This is a genomic window from Delftia sp. UME58 (assembly GCF_014170385.1).
Taxonomy (GTDB): Bacteria; Pseudomonadota; Gammaproteobacteria; order Burkholderiales; family Burkholderiaceae_C; genus Comamonas; species Comamonas acidovorans.
On record NZ_LZZV01000013.1, the window covers coordinates 255,998 to 270,149 of the forward strand.

Sequence of the window (14,152 nt, forward strand, 5' to 3'; positions counted from 1 at the left end):
TGGAGAGGCAGCGGATGAAAGTAGCGATCGTGGGGGGCGGCATCGGAGGCCTGTGTCTGGCATTGGCCCTGCATCAAAGAGGCATTGCCTGCGAAGTCTTCGAGGCCGTGCCCGAGGTCCGCGAGATCGGCGCGGGCATTACCCTGCTGCCGCATGCCATGCGCGAGCTCAGCGACCTGGGCCTGCAGCCGCAGCTGGAGGCCCTGGCGATCGAGAACCTGGAAAGCGTGTTCTTCAACCGCTACGGCCAGTTCGTCTACCGCGAGCTACGCGGCCGCCATGCGGGCTACGAGCTGCCGGAACTGGGCATACACCGGGGCCGCCTGCACCGCGTTCTTTTCGAGGCGACCGTGCAGCGCCTGGGCCAGGGCGCCGTGCACACGGGCCACCGCTGCGTGCGCGTGGACCAGTCGGCCCATGGCGCCACCGTGCATTTCGCGCCGGATGCCCTGGGCCATGCGCCGCCGTCCGCCACGGCCGACATCGTCGTGGCCTGCGATGGCGTCAACTCCGCCGTGCGGCGCCAGTTCTATCCGCAGGAGGAGCTGGCCTTCGGCGGCATCAATACATGGCGCGGCGTGTCGCGCTTCAAGCCCATCCTCACGGGCAAGAGCTACCTGCGCATCGGCTCGGTCGATACCGGCAAGATGGTGATCTATCCCATCGAGGACGATATCGACGGGCAGGGCACGCAGCTGATCAACTGGGTGGCAGAGATCCGCGACCCGCAGATGCGCATGAACGACTGGAACCGCGCCGGCCGCATGGAGGATGTGCTGGCCATCTTTGGCGGCTGGACCTTCGACTGGCTGGATGTGCCGGCGCTGATCCGCTCGGCCGAAACCATCTTCGAGTACCCCATGGTGGACAAGGACCCCGTGGACCAGTGGAGCTTTGGCCGCGTGACCCTGCTGGGCGATGCGGCCCACCCCATGTATCCGCGCGGCTCCAACGGCTCGGCCCAGGCCATGCGCGATGCGCGCGTGCTGGCCGACCTGCTGGCCGCCGACCCGCAAGGCGACCCGCTGGCGCTGCTGGCCGCCTACGAGGCCAGCCGCCTGCCCGCCACCAGCCAGATCGTGCTGACCAACCGCTCCACGCCGCCCGACTTCATCATCATGAAGGCCGACGAGCTCAGCGGCGGCCAGCCCTTCGGCCATATCGACGAGCTGATCAGCCAGGATGAGCTGCGCGCCATTGCGCGCAACTACGAGCAGGTGGCGGGGTTCGCGAATCCGCAGTCGCAAGGCTGAGTTGCTGAGGCGACAACTAGCCTGACATAGTGGGTATCAGAACAAGGCGGACCAATTGAGCCAAGGTGTTGATCCCCATCTTGGCTTCAATGATCTTGATTTGGGAGCGGATCGTATGGATGGACACACGCCTCTCGTCGGCACATTCTTGTGGTGTCAATCCGTCATAGGCAAGCATGACACATAGCGTGGCTTCCCCATGCGTCAGTCCATACAACACCCGCAGGCGGCTGGCCCGCCCTGGATCCTCTGGTGCGGCTGGCCCTGTCATCAACAGCAAAGGCTTTTGCCATTGTCTGGCAATCTCGGCTGACGGTGGGACGGGTGTCAGTGCAAGCTGCAAAGGAGCACCTGAGCGGCGGCGCAATGACACGGCACCTTGTGAGCAAGCAGCCTGCCAGAGTGCAGGTTCTTCATAGCCTTCAGGTGCGAACCGTCCAGACCGAAAACGCACCGCAGGCTCGCTGGCGATCAGTTGGTGCGCTGCTGCATTCCCCAAGAGCAGCCTGCCTGTCTCATCGAGCACGAAGACGGATGCTGCCAACCCATTCAATGCTGACTCGGCCAGGGCAGAACGTTCCTGTGGCTGTGCCAGACGTTGCTGCAACTGGAGTGCCCGCACCATGTGCGAACGCAGGCTGTCCACCTCTCTCCGTCGCCAGAGCTGCCTTGCCACGCCTGCCACCTGTGGTTGACCGTGATAGGCCAGGAACTCCACTTGCTGAAGTGTGCGTGAGATCACGACCCCGGACCAACTGCCTACACCGTTGGGTCGTAGGTACTCCTGATAGAACACGCCGCGTTCACGCACTTCAGGAGGGAACTCCTGCAGGTCGTCAAGCCAGTAGCCTCCGCTCCAGTTTCTAGACAGACCCTGAGCGGGGTCGTAACGAACAAATTCTTGCGTGTAGCTGCCCAGCATGTGATTCATCCATGACGAATCATCGGCAGCCAATCCACGAATGCCCGTTTCACCTGACTCTAGGTCATGCCACAACCAGGTGGCGAGCCGGGTTCCTGAGTGCGTGCGCAGCCCCTCGATAGCCTCTGACCAAGCCACATCACCCAAGGCTGCGGCATAGAGGTCGTTGACCAAGCCCCCGAATTCTTTTTTATCACCAAAATTCATGATGGATCGATTTTTATGTGATCAAAAGAATAAACGTGCGAATGATCTCACCCAGCCTAACCCAAAATTTGGGGATGCGAACCTGGGAGTAAGCCGATGTAATGAAGCAAAATGTACCCTGCGCACTTTCGATTGCAGGTTTAAGCAATTCCCTGTTATTGATGGAAAGACTCTTGGGGCGATCTATGCCAGCATATTTCGTATGTCTCAACTTTCTCTGAGGAGAATTCAGGAATGAAGAAGTGATTAAATCCGTCACATTTCCTGAATGATTGAAATGAATATCATGAAAATGAAACTTGCAATAATCCTTTCGGCATCCATGTTCGTATTGGCCGGTGCATACGGCCAAAATAGAGTTATCTCGATCAAATCAGGTGAGAGTGCCGATATCGGAGTTGTGTACTGGGTCAAGAACTGCAATTCCACATTGCAAAAAGTTTCTGGCATCGATATACTCGACGGGAACAATCCGGCACTTCAATTTGGAGTGAGAGAGGAGCTGGTTAATGCGTCCAGGCAAAACTGTGCATCCAAGGTTCCCGGTGGAGTCGTGTATGTGACTGCCAGCCAGGTGGCGGAAAAGCAGTCAACTGTCATAAAATATCGTGTGAAGTACGAAACCACTGATGGTCAGCAGCAATCGACACACTCTGTTCAGTTGGATATGTATCCATGATGGCTTTCGAGTTTCGATGGAATCGCCATGAATGGATTGAATTCGTCACCGGCTTCGGCCGCATTCTTGCTGGTTTCAGGAATGCAGGCTGCGGATGTCAGATCACCGGTTGCTTTCCTGCCATGCCAGCAGGAGAGCCAGGTCACGCAATGGAAGACCCGGATTGGGAAGCCAGTCCAATTTCCAACGTAAAAAAGAGGACCTATCACGCCCCGACCTAAAAGACTATTCCCGGAGCACGAGTGATACTGCTTTGCGGATATTTCAGGCAATAACTAATTTCATGACGCAAGTGATATGGAAGGCACTTGACAAGACAGCCCCCGCAACCGCCACGACCCGGGCACGGGCACGGGCACGGACATATGGGGCGGGGGCCGAAAAGCAGGGGCGCGCTGCGCCCCGTTGCTGGGTCGATACCGGCCTTTCAATCCAGACTGATATTCGCCTTCTGAATCAGCAGCTTGTATTGATCGGCCTTGGTCCTGGCGAATTTCTCCATCTCCGGCACCTCCCAGGTGATGGGCTGGAAGGCGAAGGTGGCGAATTTCTCGCGCACCTGCGGGTCCTGCAGCACGGCGACCACGTCGGCATGGATCCGGTCGCGCAAGGCGGCGTCCACGCCCTTGGGGGTCAGCAGGGAGACGAAGGAGTTCACGATGAGCTCTGCCGGGCCGCCCGATTCGGCCACGGTGGGCACGTCGGGCATCTGGGCGATGCGCTGTGGAGCGGCCACGGCCAGGTAGCGGATCTTGCCGGACTTGTAGATGCCCTGGCTGGAGGGAATGCTGGCAAAGCTCCAGGCCGGATCGCCATTGGCCACCGAGGTGTAGAGCTGGCTGACCTCGCGATAGGGCACATGGGTCATCTTGCTGCCGGTCAGGAAGTCCAGCCATTCGCTGCCCAGGTGGCCGGGGCTGCCCACGCCCCAGGAGCCGTAGCTGACCTTGCCGGGCTCCGACTTGGCCGCCTTGATCAGGTCGCCCATGCTTTTCCAGTGCGAGTTCGTGGGCACGGCCACGAAGAAGGGCGTGAGGAACAGCGGCGCCACGGGATCGAAGTGCTGCAGCGGATGGAAGTTGCGCTGCCTGTAGAGATAGGGCAGGGCGGAGATGTGTTCGCTGTCGAGCTGCAGCAGCGTGTAGCCGTCGGGCTTGGCGCGGCGTGCGGCTTCGATGGCGACAAAGCCGCCGCCGCCAGGGCGGTTGTCCACGGTCACGCCCTGCTTCCAGCGCGCGGCAAGCTTTTCGCCCACGATGCGCAGCACGGCATCAGGGCCGCTGCCCACGGCAAAGGCCGTGATCACGGTGACGGGGCGCGTTGGAAAGCTGGCGGTGCTGCTGGAGCCTGCCTGTGCCCAGGCGCAATGCAGCGGGGCGATGGAAGCCAGCAGCAGGGCTGCGCCTGCAAGGGCCTTGCGGCGGTAGAGGGCGGCGCCGAGGCGGTCGGATGGGGATGCTTTCACAGTCTGTCTCCTGTTGGATCTGCTTTTTTCACTGCTTGCAATGCCCGGTCCTTCTGGCGAGGACTCGGGGCGGGGTGGGGCTGCCGGCAAAGGCGCGGCGGGTTCCGGGCGCGGTTCAGCCGGCGTCAGGCTGGGCCGAGGGCGCGGCCCGTGCAAAGGCGGGCAGGGCGGCGCAGGCGCGGTCCACTGCGCTGATCAGCGGCCAGCGGGCCAGGTCCACGCCGAAGCGGCGCGCGCTTTCGATCTGGGGAACCAGGTAGACATCGGCCAGCGTGGGCGCGTGGCCAAAGCAGAAGTCGCCGCGCCGCGTGTCCTGCGCGAGCAGGGCCTCGATGGCGTCGAAGCCGTCGGCAATCCAGGTGGCACACCAGGCGTTGATGGCGGCTTCGTCCGCACCGAACTGGCGGCGCAGGGTCTGCAGGATGCGGCGGTTGTTGATGGGATGCACGTCGCAGCCCACGATGGCGGCCAGCGCGCGCACCTGGGCGCGGTCCTCGGGGTCGGCGGGCAGCAGCGGCGGCTCGGGGTGGCGCTCCTCCAGCCATTCGATGATGGCCGGCGACTGGATCAGCGTGCGGCCGTCGTCCAGCGTCAGCGCCGGCACCAGGCCCTGCGGGTTGATCTGCCTGAAGGGCGGCCGGGCCTGCTCGTCCACGCGCAGGTCCACGGGAAAGTAGTCAGGGCTCAGGCCCTTGAGGTTGAGCGCGATGCGCAGGCGGTGCGAGGTGCCGCTGCGGAAAAAGCCGTAGAGCTTCATGGCGGTTGTCTCCCTGGCCTTATTCGGGCTGGCCCACGGTGAGCGCGATCTCGCCCACGCCCCGCACGTGGCCCGTGATGCGGTCGCCCGGCAGCACGGCGCCCACGCCTTCGGGCGTGCCTGTGTAGATGAGGTCGCCGGGCTGCAGGTGATAGAACAGCGAGAGGTCGGCAATGATTTCGCGGATGTTCCAGATCAGCTTGTCCAAGTCGGATTGCTGCCTGGTCTCGCCATTGACGGCCAGCGCAATGGCGCCGGATTCGATCACCTGGCCCGGCATGGGTACGATCTCGCCGGCCACCGAGGACTGCTCCACATCCTTGCCCAGATCCCAGGGCCGGCCCTTGTCGCGCGCCACCAGCTGCAGGTCGCGGCGCGTCATGTCCAGGCCGCAGGCGTAGCCGTAGATGTGTTCATGGGCCTGGTCCGCCGCAATGCGAAAGCCCGCCTTGCCGATGGCCACCACCAGTTCCATCTCGAAGTGGTAGTTGTTCGTCTCGGGCGGGTAGGCCACGGTGGCGCCCGATTCGGTCAGGGTGGAGGGGGCCTTGGTGAAGTAGAAGGGGCGCTCCACGCTCTTGTCCACCGGGCGGCCCATCTCGACGGCATGGGCGTGGTAGTTGCGGCCCACGAAGAACAGGCGGTTCACGGGCAGGCGCTGCGTGCTGCCGCGCACGGGCAGGGATTGGACGGGGGGCGGGGTCCAGAGATATTGGGGGGCGGTCATGGTATTGGCGATGGGGGAGGAAAGAGAAATCGGAGGATTCAAGGCCGGACTTCGTAGAGGCCCAGCTTTCGGTGCAAAGGAGCCTCGTCGGCCAGGAAGAGGAAGGCCGGCTCGCTGGCGCTGGCATTGGCCAGCGTGGCGGGCGCCCAGCCGGGCACGCAGCAGGTGTCCGCCGGTGCCAGGTCGAAATGGCGGTCCACGGCGGCCACGCTGGCGCCGCCCTCGATGACATGGAACACGCAGGCCGGCGAGCGGGCAGGCAACTGCAGCGTCTGCCCCGGGCGCAGCATCAGCGCGTAGAAGCCCAGGATGTTTTCGCAGTCGGCACCGGTCTCGGGGTTGGTATAGGTGAGCTGCACGCAGTCCAGGTCCGGCCGGTCGGCGGCCAGCTCCAGCAGCGCGGCGCGGGCATCCTTCCAGGGGTAGCGCAGCATGGGGTAGGCCTTGGCGCTGCGCGCGAACACCTGCGTGGGCGCCAGGCCACCGCGCGCATACGCCCGGTCGCCACGGCCGGGCAGGGCGGGCTGGCGCGGGCCGTCCACGTGATAGGTGACTTCCAGGTAGTAGGCCAGGGGCAGGTCCAGCACATCGAGCCAGACCACGGCCTCGTCCCCGTCGTGGCCATGCTCATGCCACAGCCCCGTGGGCGTGAGGATGAGGTCGCCGCGCTCCATGGGGCATTTCTCGCCATCGACCAGGCTCCATGCGCCCTGGCCTTCCACCACCATGCGCACGGCATTGGGCGTGTGGCGGTGCGAGGGCGCCCACTCGCCGGGCAGCAGCAGCTGCATGCCCAGGTAGATGGAGGAGCTGGCCTGCATCTTCTCCAGCCCATGGCCGGGATTGGCCAGCACCAGCACGCGGCGCTCGGCTTTTTCGATGGGCGTCAGCTCGCCCGCCTGCATCAGCAGCGGGCGGATGGTCTGGTACGGCCAGGCGATGGGCTGGGTGCGCGGGCGCGGCGTGTGCGGCGGCATCACGTTGCGCAGGCTGGGCCACAGCGGCACCAGGTTGTTGCGCGTGAGTTCGTCGCGGTAGTCCTGGGGCAGGTCTTCCAGGCGGCCAAGTTCTTGCATGGCGGTCTCCTTGTGTTCAGTCTTCGGCGAGGCAGGTTTCGGCCTTCCAGCCGTACAGCCATTCCATGGCGTCGTAGAAACGCTGGGGCGTGCGGCCCTTCCAGAGGTCGTTGCGCACCAGGCGCTCCACGCCGCTGGCGTGGAAGATGCGGCCCATCTCGCGCGCGGACAACACCACGCGTGCCGTGCGGGCGATGCGCGAGCGCTCGTACAGCCGCAGCGCCTGCGGCCAGTCGTTGCCGCAGCGCTTGAGCGCCTGGCCCAGTGTCACCGCGTCTTCCAGCGCCATGCAGGCGCCCTGGGCGATGTACTGCAGCGTGGGGTGTGCGGCATCGCCCAGCAGCGTGGCGCGGCCGAAGCTCCACTGGCCAATGGGCTCGCGGTCGGCCGTGGCCCAGCGCTTCCAGCTTTTGGGCAGGGCTATGAGCTGGCGGGCGCGCGGGCAGCAGTCGCTGTAGTAGCTTTGCACCTCTTCGCTGCTGCCTTCGCGCACGCCCCATTCCTCCTGCTCGCGGCTGTGGAAGGTGACGACCACGTTGTACTGCTCGCCGCCGCGCAACGGGTAGTGCACCAGGTGGTAGTTGGGGCCGACCCAGATGCTGGCCGCGTTCCAGCGCAGGTCCTCGGGGAAGTCGTTCTTCTCCACCACGGCGCGGTACACCACGTGGCCGGAGACGCGCGCCGCATCGCCCACGTACTGCTGGCGCACCACGGACTTCACGCCATCTGCGCCTATCAGCGCCTGGCCCGCGTGGACGTGGCCGTGCTGGTCGCGCACGGTGACGGTGTCGCCCTCCTGCCGCACGGCCTCGATGCGCGTGCCCGTCAGCGTCTCGATATGGCCGTGGGCGCGCGCGCCTTCGAGCAGCGAGGTGTGGATGTCGGCGCGGTGGATTACCGCATACGGGTTGCCGAAGCGGGCGCGAAACGCATCGCCCGTGGGAATGCGGCCGACCAGTCTTTCATCGAGCGCGTCGTGCATCACCATCTCGTCGGTATAGACGGCGCGGCCACGGGCCAGCTCGCCAATGCCCAGCGCGTCGAAGGCCGCGAATGCGTTGGGCCCCAGCTGTATGCCGGCGCCGATCTCGCCGAGCTGCGGCGCCTGCTCCAGCACCTTTACGGCGAATCCCTGGCGCGCCAGGGCCAGCGCGGCCGCCACGCCGCCAATGCCGCCGCCTGCCACAAGAACGGGCAGCGCCCGGGAAGAAATGCTGGTGCTCATGGATGTCCTGTGCTTCGTGGTGCGTGTCGCCCGCCAGCGGGTCAGCTGCGTCGCGAGTAATTAAACAGTATGCTGACGATAAGTGTAGTGTTGATTTGCATCAGGCCAGCCTGGGGTTTCCCTGGATGCAGGCAAAACGACGGCGGACAGCGTGTCTGGGTGAATCACCTGTCTGCCAGCCAACGCCAACGGAGGGGGCGGTTCATGCGAACATCTGCGCTTGCCCGCAGGGACACGGAAAAGAGCGCAATGGCCATGGACTACCAACCCGCAGAACTAGAAAACTACCCCGGCTACCACATCCGCCGCCTGCAGCAGATCGCGGTGGCCGTCTTCATGGAAGAGACCCAGGAATTCGGCGTGACCCCCGTGCAGTACGCGGCGCTGTCTGCCGTGCTGCGCCAGCCCGGCGTGGACCAGCGCACGCTGGCGCGGATGATCGGCTTCGATACCTCGACCATCGGCAGCGTCATCGACCGGCTGGAGGCGCGCGGCCTCATGGTGCGCAACACCAGCCCGGCCGACCGGCGCGTGCGCCTGCTGTCGGTCACTGCAGAAGGTGCTGCGCTGCTGGCCGCTGCCGAGCCCTCGGTGCTGCGGGCCCAGCAGCGCATGCTGGAGCCGCTGCCGCAGGAGCAGCGGGGCCTGTTCATGGACATGATGGCCGTCCTGGTGCGGCAAAACGACGAGCTGGCGCGTGCGCCCAGCACGCTGGCCGCGCGCCGCGCCGCAGCCGACTGAGGCGGCCTCGACCCATGGACTGGGACCACCTGAGATTCTTTGGCGAGCTGGCGCGCAGCGGCAGCATGGCCGCCGCCGCGCGGCAACTGGGCGTGGAGCACACCACGGTGTCGCGCCGCATCCAGGCCCTGGAAAAACAGCTGGGGGCCGTGCTCTTCGAGCGCGAGGCCGGCCAATGGCGGCCCACGGAGGCCGGCCGCCAGCTGCTGGGCGTGGCAGATGCCATGCAGCGCGCCGCCGCCGGCCTGGACCGCATGCCGCTGGCTGCGGAATCCACCAGCCAGGGACCGTCGGGCCTGGTGCGCGTGGGCGCCACCGAAGGCTTCGGCACCCAGCTGCTGGCCCCGCAGCTGGCCGCGCTGACCCAGCGCCATCCTCTGCTGAGCATCGACCTGCTGGCCCTGCCGCGCCTGCTGCACCTGTCGCGGCGCGAGGCTGACATCGTCATCTCGCTGGAGCGCCCCACGCGCGGCTCGGCCGTGGTCACCAAGCTTACGGACTACCGGCTCTTCCTCTACGGCCAGCGCGAATACCTTGCGCGCCGCCCGTTGGTGGCGCACACCGAGGACCTGCGCCATCACAGCTTCATCCACTATGTGGACGACCTGCTGTTCACGCGCGAGCTGCAGCTGCTGTCCACCCTGTTCCAGCCCGAGCGCTTTGCCTTTCGCAGCACCAGCATCACCGCGCAGTACGAGGCCGTGCGCGCCGGCGCCGGCCTGGCCGTGCTGCCCGCCTTCATCGCCGACCGCGACCCCGTGCTCAGCCGCGTGCTGCCCGCCGAGGCCTGCTTCACCCGCACCTTCTGGATGAGCATGCCCTCGGATGCCCGGCAGGTTCAGCGCATCGAGGCGGTCTGGGGGTTTTTGCGGGAGGCTGTGCAGGGCATGGGCGGCTTGCTGAAGCCCAGAGCCTGAGGGCCTGCGGCGGTCAGGCCCCTGCCGCTATACTGCCCGCCCCGAATCTCGTCATCCGACAGCAGGATCCCTGGCATGCGCCTGAAAGCCCTTTTGCGTCCACTGGTGTACCTGAGCCTGGCGGGGGGGCTGGCCGCTTGCGGCAGCAACCCGCCCAGCCCCTCGGCGGCCACGCCCGAGTCCACGCCCACCGCGCCGGGCACGCCCGTGGCGCCCATCAGGATCGGTCTGGCCCTGGGCGGCGGGGCCGTGAAGGGCTTTGCCCATATCGGCGTCATCAAGATGCTGGAAGCCAATGGCCTTGCGCCCGCGGTGGTGTCCGGCACCAGCGCGGGAAGCGTGGTGGGGGCGCTGTATGCGAGCGGCATGAACGCCTTCGAGCTGCAGGAAAAGGCCGTGGCGCTGGATGAAACCAGGATCCGCGACCTGCAGCTGTCCTCGGGCGGCCTGCTGGTGGGGCAGAAGCTGGAAGACTATGTGAACGAACAGGTGGGCCGCAAGCCGCTGGAGCAGCTGGCCAAGCCCTTCGTGGCCGTGTCCACGCGGCTGGAAGATGGCGAGCGCACCGTGTTTGCGCGCGGCAATACGGGGCAGGCGGTGCGTGCCTCCAGCAGCATTCCGGGTGTGTTCCAGCCCGTGGCCATCGGCAAATTCCACTTCGTCGATGGCGGCATCACCAGCCCCGTGCCCGTGGACGCCGCGCGCCAGCTGGGCGCCGACCTGGTGATTGCCGTGGACATCTCCAACAAGGCGCGCGGCAAGGCGCCCGAGAACATGCTGGGCGCGCTGGGCCAGTCCATTGCCATCATGGGCCAGAAGCTGGGCCAGGCCGAGCTGGCCCGCGCCGACATCACCATCCGCCCTAAGGTGCTGGACATCGGCCCGGCCGACTTCACCCAGCGCGCCAGCGCCATTCTTGAGGGCGAAAAGGCCGCCGTGGCCGCCATGCCCCAGATCCGCGAGCGCATCGCCCAGTTGCAGGCCGAGCGTGCCAAGGCCGCGAAGCTGGCGCAGCAAAAGGCGGCCGAAGCCCAGCACCAGGCCTGCCTGGACCAGCGCTCGCGCATGCAGAAGCTGGCGGAGATGGCGGGGATGGACGGCGCCTGCGCCAGTCCTTGACAGGGTTCAAGGCAGTGCGGGGCATGCCGGTGCCATGACGGGTGAAAAGAAAGGGCTTCGACGGGTGAAGCCGTGCGGGTCGCGGCCATGTGTGACGACATAATGCAGGTTTTCGGTCCGTGTCCTTTCTTCACTGATACAAGCCGCCATGGAAATTGTGCCGCCAGCGATCCAGTCGAACAGCGAACCTGCTGATCACGACAAGAGTGCAATACCCAATGAGGCGAAGTTCTTTCAGAACACCAATCGCACTGAACGCGCCTTGCTTCAAAAAATCGAGGGTTTGAACGTTTCCGCTGATGCGAAGGCCATCCTGGCCAATCTGCTGCGCTTGTCATCGCAGGTCGGACGCCGGCTGGTGCGCATCGGGCGGAAGATTCTCGATCTCATTTTTCTGACGCTGGACCAGTTCCCCACCTTGGCATTCGCCACAGCGGTTGCCTTGGTGGTCGGTGCATTGTTGAGCGCAGTACCGCTGATAGGAACATTGCTTGGAGCGGTGTTGAGCCCGCTGGCGATTGCATTGGGCATTGCCTACGGAGCCAAGAAAGAGATGGACTCTCCAGATCTGCAACACAGGATTCGCCTGTTTGTTGCGCAATTCAAAGCGGCGCTGGCATGAATCAGATCCACGAAATTTCCAGCGAAAAGTTCACTCTGGGCGGCGTGGAGCAGGTCGTTGCCGAGCCGCTGCGATTCAAGGCAAAGTTGGCGATTGGAGAGAACGCCTATCGTTCTTTGCGGATGGTCAACCGGGGTCGTGAGTTGTGGGATGTTCTGGGGGCTGCTGGAACTGGCGCGGCAGTCGCCAAGTCGAGTCTGGTGGCTTCAACATTCTTTGCGCCATCAGGCCTATTGGGCGCAATCGGCATTGGAACCGCTGCCACACCGCTGGGATGGGTCGCTTTTGCTGCATTGGCCTCGGGAGGAGCTTGCTATGGGCTCTATCGCATGTTTGCCAACAGCCGTGGATCTCGGGTCATTGAGATCCCCAAATTCCTGAATACGCCTCTCGATGTGCTTGCCTTGTCGTTGTTCGACCTGATTGCACCGCTTGCCCTGCGAATTGCCGCTGTCGACGGAAAAATCGACCAGGAACAGCGCAGCATGCTGGTGGAGCATTTGGTGGGAGAGTGGGGGTTTGATCCGAATTTCGTCGGTCAGGCCGTCCCGCTGCTGGAAAGCCAACTTGGACAGGGTCAGCCACAGGACGTTGCCCAAGAGCTTGCCGCCTTTCTCCACGCCAACCCGGACTGCAATCATTTGGCGATAGCTGCCGATCTGGGTGACTTTCTGAGGTCTCTGCTAGAGACAGGCAAACCACTTTCAGAGTCTGAGCACACGATGCTGGATGCCTGCATTGCCACGCTTTCGCAAGTTCCGGAGGGGGGTATGTCCAAAGCGTGGGCCCAGGCGCGCCTCCGGGCTGCACAAATGGCCGACGGCGTCGGCGGTACGCTGAGGGAGGCCGGCAGGAATTTGCCCAGCATGGAGGAATTGCGCGATGCTGCCGACTCGACAATGAGCCAGGTCCGGCAATCTGCCCTGCGAGTGGGTACGTTGGCCAGCCAGGTTTTGCCAGAACCCGCGCAGTTGAAGGAGGCGGCAAGACGATCACTTGCGCTGGGTAAAGCAGGCGTGGACAACATCAAAAACCGCCTTTCCCGGTAGTTGCTGTCCTTGCCGCGGTTCTACCTCTTGCCTGGACGTAGCTTGGAGTCCCTGCGCTGTTGTCTGTGCCGAGAGTGATTCATGTCCGTGGTTCATCCGTACACCGGATACCGCCGGCACAGCTCCGTCACCTGCTCCCTGACCCGCGCCGCCACCTTGGCAAAGCGGGCGCCTTCCTGCGCGTCCAGCGCATCCAGCACATCGCAGAGCCAGCCGGCCAGCTGTTCGCACTGCGCCTGGCCGAAGCCGCGCGTGGTGACGGCGGGCGTGCCTATGCGCAGGCCCGAGGTCACGAAGGGCGAGCGAGGGTCGTTGGGCACGGTGTTCTTGTTGGTGGTGATGTGCGCCTCGCTGAGCGCGGCGTCGGCATCCTTGCCGGTGTAGCTGCGGTCGGACAGGTCGATCAGCATCAGGTGGTTGTCCGTGCCTCCCGAGACGATGCGGTAGCCGCGCTGCTGTATCACGGCGGCCATGGCGCGGGCGTTGGCCAGCACCTGGCGCTGGTAGGCCTTGAACCCGGGCTGCAGCGCCTCCTTGAAGGCGACGGCCTTGGCGGCGATCACATGCATGAGCGGCCCGCCCTGCACGCCGGGGAACACGGCCGAGCTCAGGCGGCGGTTGAAGGTTTCGTCCTGTCCCTTGGACAGGATCAGGCCGCCGCGCGGGCCGCGCAGCGTCTTGTGCGTGGTGCTGGTGACCACATGCGCATGGGGCAAGGGGCTGGGGTACTCGCCCGCCGCGACCAGGCCCGCCACATGGGCCATGTCCACCCAGAACACTGCGCCCACCTTGTCGGCAATGGCGCGCATGCGGGCCCAGTCCTTGTGGCGCGAGTAGGCGGAGAAGCCGCCGATGAGCATGCGGGGCCGGTGCTCCAGGGCGATGCGCTCCATCTCGTCGTAGTCGATCAGGCCCGTGGCGGGGTCCAGCCCGTAGGGAACGATGCGGTAGTGGCGGCCCGAGAAATTGGACGGGTTGCCATGCGTCAGGTGGCCGCCCTGGGCCAGGTTCATGCCCATGACGGTGTCTCCGGGCTGGGCCAGCGCCAGGAACACGGCGGCATTGGCCTGGGCGCCGGCATGGGGCTGCACGTTGGCGTAGTCGCAGTCGAACAGCGCCATGGCGCGTTCCACGGCCAGGCGCTCGGCCACGTCCACGTTCTCGCAGCCGCTGTAGTAGCGCTTGCCGGGGTAGCCCTCGGCGTACTTGTTGGTGAAGACCGAGTTCTGCACCGCCATCACCAGGGGGCTGGCGTAGTTTTCGGAGGCGATGAGCTCCACATGGTCTTCCTGGCGGCGTTTCTCGCTCTGGATGGCCTTGGCCAGCTGCGGGTCGAAGTCGGCCAGGGTCAGGGATGCGTCGTACATGGGTGAATGGTTCCTGTGTCGGGGCA

General features: G+C 64.9%; 15 protein-coding genes. 8 read left to right on the top strand and 7 right to left on the bottom strand.

The window, feature by feature from the left end; translation table 11 throughout:
- The first annotated feature begins 14 nt into the window (after window positions 1-14).
- Window positions 15-1,253: a flavin-dependent oxidoreductase gene (locus A9976_RS04630; protein ID WP_183018006.1), complete on the top strand. Its 1,239-nt coding sequence runs from the start codon at window positions 15-17 to the stop codon at window positions 1,251-1,253.
- A 16-nt stretch (window positions 1,254-1,269) separates the two neighbouring features.
- Here A9976_RS04630 and A9976_RS04635 read toward each other — a convergent pair whose 3' ends face one another.
- The gene (locus A9976_RS04635) at window positions 1,270-2,382 is read right to left on the bottom strand and encodes a helix-turn-helix transcriptional regulator (protein ID WP_183018007.1); all 1,113 of its coding nucleotides are present in this window, start codon (window positions 2,380-2,382) and stop codon (window positions 1,270-1,272) included.
- 277 nt (window positions 2,383-2,659) lie between these two features.
- Between A9976_RS04635 and A9976_RS04640 the strand changes: the two genes are divergently transcribed.
- Window positions 2,660-3,061: a hypothetical protein gene (locus tag A9976_RS04640; RefSeq protein WP_183018008.1), complete on the top strand. Its 402-nt coding sequence runs from the start codon at window positions 2,660-2,662 to the stop codon at window positions 3,059-3,061.
- Entirely contained in the window at window positions 3,058-3,282 is a 225-nt protein-coding gene (locus A9976_RS04645) for a hypothetical protein (protein ID WP_183018009.1), read from the top strand. The genes A9976_RS04640 and A9976_RS04645 overlap by 4 nt, the downstream gene beginning before the upstream one ends.
- A gap of 206 nt (window positions 3,283-3,488) precedes the next feature.
- Here A9976_RS04645 and A9976_RS04650 read toward each other — a convergent pair whose 3' ends face one another.
- The 5 genes from A9976_RS04650 to A9976_RS04670 form a co-directional block, all read right to left on the bottom strand.
- Window positions 3,489-4,526, bottom strand: a complete 1,038-nt coding sequence (locus tag A9976_RS04650) for a tripartite tricarboxylate transporter substrate binding protein (RefSeq protein ID WP_183018010.1) — start codon at window positions 4,524-4,526, stop codon at window positions 3,489-3,491.
- 115 nt (window positions 4,527-4,641) lie between these two features.
- A complete protein-coding gene (gene maiA / locus A9976_RS04655; RefSeq protein WP_183018011.1) occupies window positions 4,642-5,283 on the bottom strand; it encodes a maleylacetoacetate isomerase in 642 nt (213 codons plus the stop codon).
- A 19-nt stretch (window positions 5,284-5,302) separates the two neighbouring features.
- Entirely contained in the window at window positions 5,303-6,010 is a 708-nt protein-coding gene (locus A9976_RS04660; RefSeq protein ID WP_183018012.1) for a fumarylacetoacetate hydrolase family protein, read from the bottom strand.
- A gap of 38 nt (window positions 6,011-6,048) precedes the next feature.
- Complete coding sequence (locus A9976_RS04665; RefSeq protein WP_183018013.1) at window positions 6,049-7,086, bottom strand: cupin domain-containing protein; 1,038 nt, start codon at window positions 7,084-7,086, stop codon at window positions 6,049-6,051.
- Window positions 7,087-7,102: 16 nt separating this feature from the next.
- The gene (locus A9976_RS04670) at window positions 7,103-8,311 is read right to left on the bottom strand and encodes a 3-hydroxybenzoate 6-monooxygenase (protein ID WP_183018014.1); all 1,209 of its coding nucleotides are present in this window, start codon (window positions 8,309-8,311) and stop codon (window positions 7,103-7,105) included.
- A gap of 204 nt (window positions 8,312-8,515) precedes the next feature.
- Between A9976_RS04670 and A9976_RS04675 the strand changes: the two genes are divergently transcribed.
- The 5 genes from A9976_RS04675 (at window position 8,516) to A9976_RS04695 (ending at window position 12,759) form a co-directional block, all read left to right on the top strand.
- Window positions 8,516-9,052, top strand: a complete 537-nt coding sequence (locus tag A9976_RS04675) for a MarR family winged helix-turn-helix transcriptional regulator (RefSeq protein ID WP_013802477.1) — start codon at window positions 8,516-8,518, stop codon at window positions 9,050-9,052.
- A gap of 14 nt (window positions 9,053-9,066) precedes the next feature.
- On the top strand, window positions 9,067-9,969 hold the full coding sequence (locus tag A9976_RS04680; RefSeq protein ID WP_183018015.1) for a LysR family transcriptional regulator: 903 nt from the start codon (window positions 9,067-9,069) through the stop codon (window positions 9,967-9,969).
- A gap of 75 nt (window positions 9,970-10,044) precedes the next feature.
- On the top strand, window positions 10,045-11,088 hold the full coding sequence (locus A9976_RS04685) for a patatin-like phospholipase family protein (protein WP_183018016.1): 1,044 nt from the start codon (window positions 10,045-10,047) through the stop codon (window positions 11,086-11,088).
- 148 nt (window positions 11,089-11,236) lie between these two features.
- Window positions 11,237-11,710, top strand: coding sequence for a hypothetical protein (locus A9976_RS04690; protein ID WP_183018017.1), 474 nt, complete (start codon window positions 11,237-11,239; stop codon window positions 11,708-11,710).
- Complete coding sequence (locus A9976_RS04695; protein WP_183018018.1) at window positions 11,707-12,759, top strand: hypothetical protein; 1,053 nt, start codon at window positions 11,707-11,709, stop codon at window positions 12,757-12,759. The genes A9976_RS04690 and A9976_RS04695 overlap by 4 nt, the downstream gene beginning before the upstream one ends.
- 92 nt (window positions 12,760-12,851) lie before the next feature.
- On the opposite strand, the gene glyA is transcribed toward A9976_RS04695, so the two are convergent.
- The gene (glyA, locus tag A9976_RS04700; RefSeq protein ID WP_183018019.1) at window positions 12,852-14,126 is read right to left on the bottom strand and encodes a serine hydroxymethyltransferase; all 1,275 of its coding nucleotides are present in this window, start codon (window positions 14,124-14,126) and stop codon (window positions 12,852-12,854) included.
- Window positions 14,127-14,152: the final 26 nt, after the last annotated feature.

Excerpts from the sequence above, each read along its gene's own strand:
- A9976_RS04630 (WP_183018006.1), top strand. The coding sequence starts at position 15 with ATGAAAGTAGCGATCGTGGGGGGCGGCATCGGAGGCCTGTGTCTGGCA.
- A9976_RS04635 (WP_183018007.1), bottom strand. The coding sequence starts at position 2,382 with ATGAATTTTGGTGATAAAAAAGAATTCGGGGGCTTGGTCAACGACCTC.
- A9976_RS04640 (WP_183018008.1), top strand. The coding sequence starts at position 2,660 with ATGAATATCATGAAAATGAAACTTGCAATAATCCTTTCGGCATCCATG.
- A9976_RS04645 (WP_183018009.1), top strand. The coding sequence starts at position 3,058 with ATGATGGCTTTCGAGTTTCGATGGAATCGCCATGAATGGATTGAATTC.
- maiA (WP_183018011.1), bottom strand. The coding sequence starts at position 5,283 with ATGAAGCTCTACGGCTTTTTCCGCAGCGGCACCTCGCACCGCCTGCGC.
- A9976_RS04660 (WP_183018012.1), bottom strand. The coding sequence starts at position 6,010 with ATGACCGCCCCCCAATATCTCTGGACCCCGCCCCCCGTCCAATCCCTG.
- A9976_RS04665 (WP_183018013.1), bottom strand. The coding sequence starts at position 7,086 with ATGCAAGAACTTGGCCGCCTGGAAGACCTGCCCCAGGACTACCGCGAC.
- A9976_RS04670 (WP_183018014.1), bottom strand. The coding sequence starts at position 8,311 with ATGAGCACCAGCATTTCTTCCCGGGCGCTGCCCGTTCTTGTGGCAGGC.
- A9976_RS04675 (WP_013802477.1), top strand. The coding sequence starts at position 8,516 with ATGCGAACATCTGCGCTTGCCCGCAGGGACACGGAAAAGAGCGCAATG.
- A9976_RS04680 (WP_183018015.1), top strand. The coding sequence starts at position 9,067 with ATGGACTGGGACCACCTGAGATTCTTTGGCGAGCTGGCGCGCAGCGGC.
- A9976_RS04685 (WP_183018016.1), top strand. The coding sequence starts at position 10,045 with ATGCGCCTGAAAGCCCTTTTGCGTCCACTGGTGTACCTGAGCCTGGCG.
- A9976_RS04690 (WP_183018017.1), top strand. The coding sequence starts at position 11,237 with ATGGAAATTGTGCCGCCAGCGATCCAGTCGAACAGCGAACCTGCTGAT.
- A9976_RS04695 (WP_183018018.1), top strand. The coding sequence starts at position 11,707 with ATGAATCAGATCCACGAAATTTCCAGCGAAAAGTTCACTCTGGGCGGC.
- glyA (WP_183018019.1), bottom strand. The coding sequence starts at position 14,126 with ATGTACGACGCATCCCTGACCCTGGCCGACTTCGACCCGCAGCTGGCC.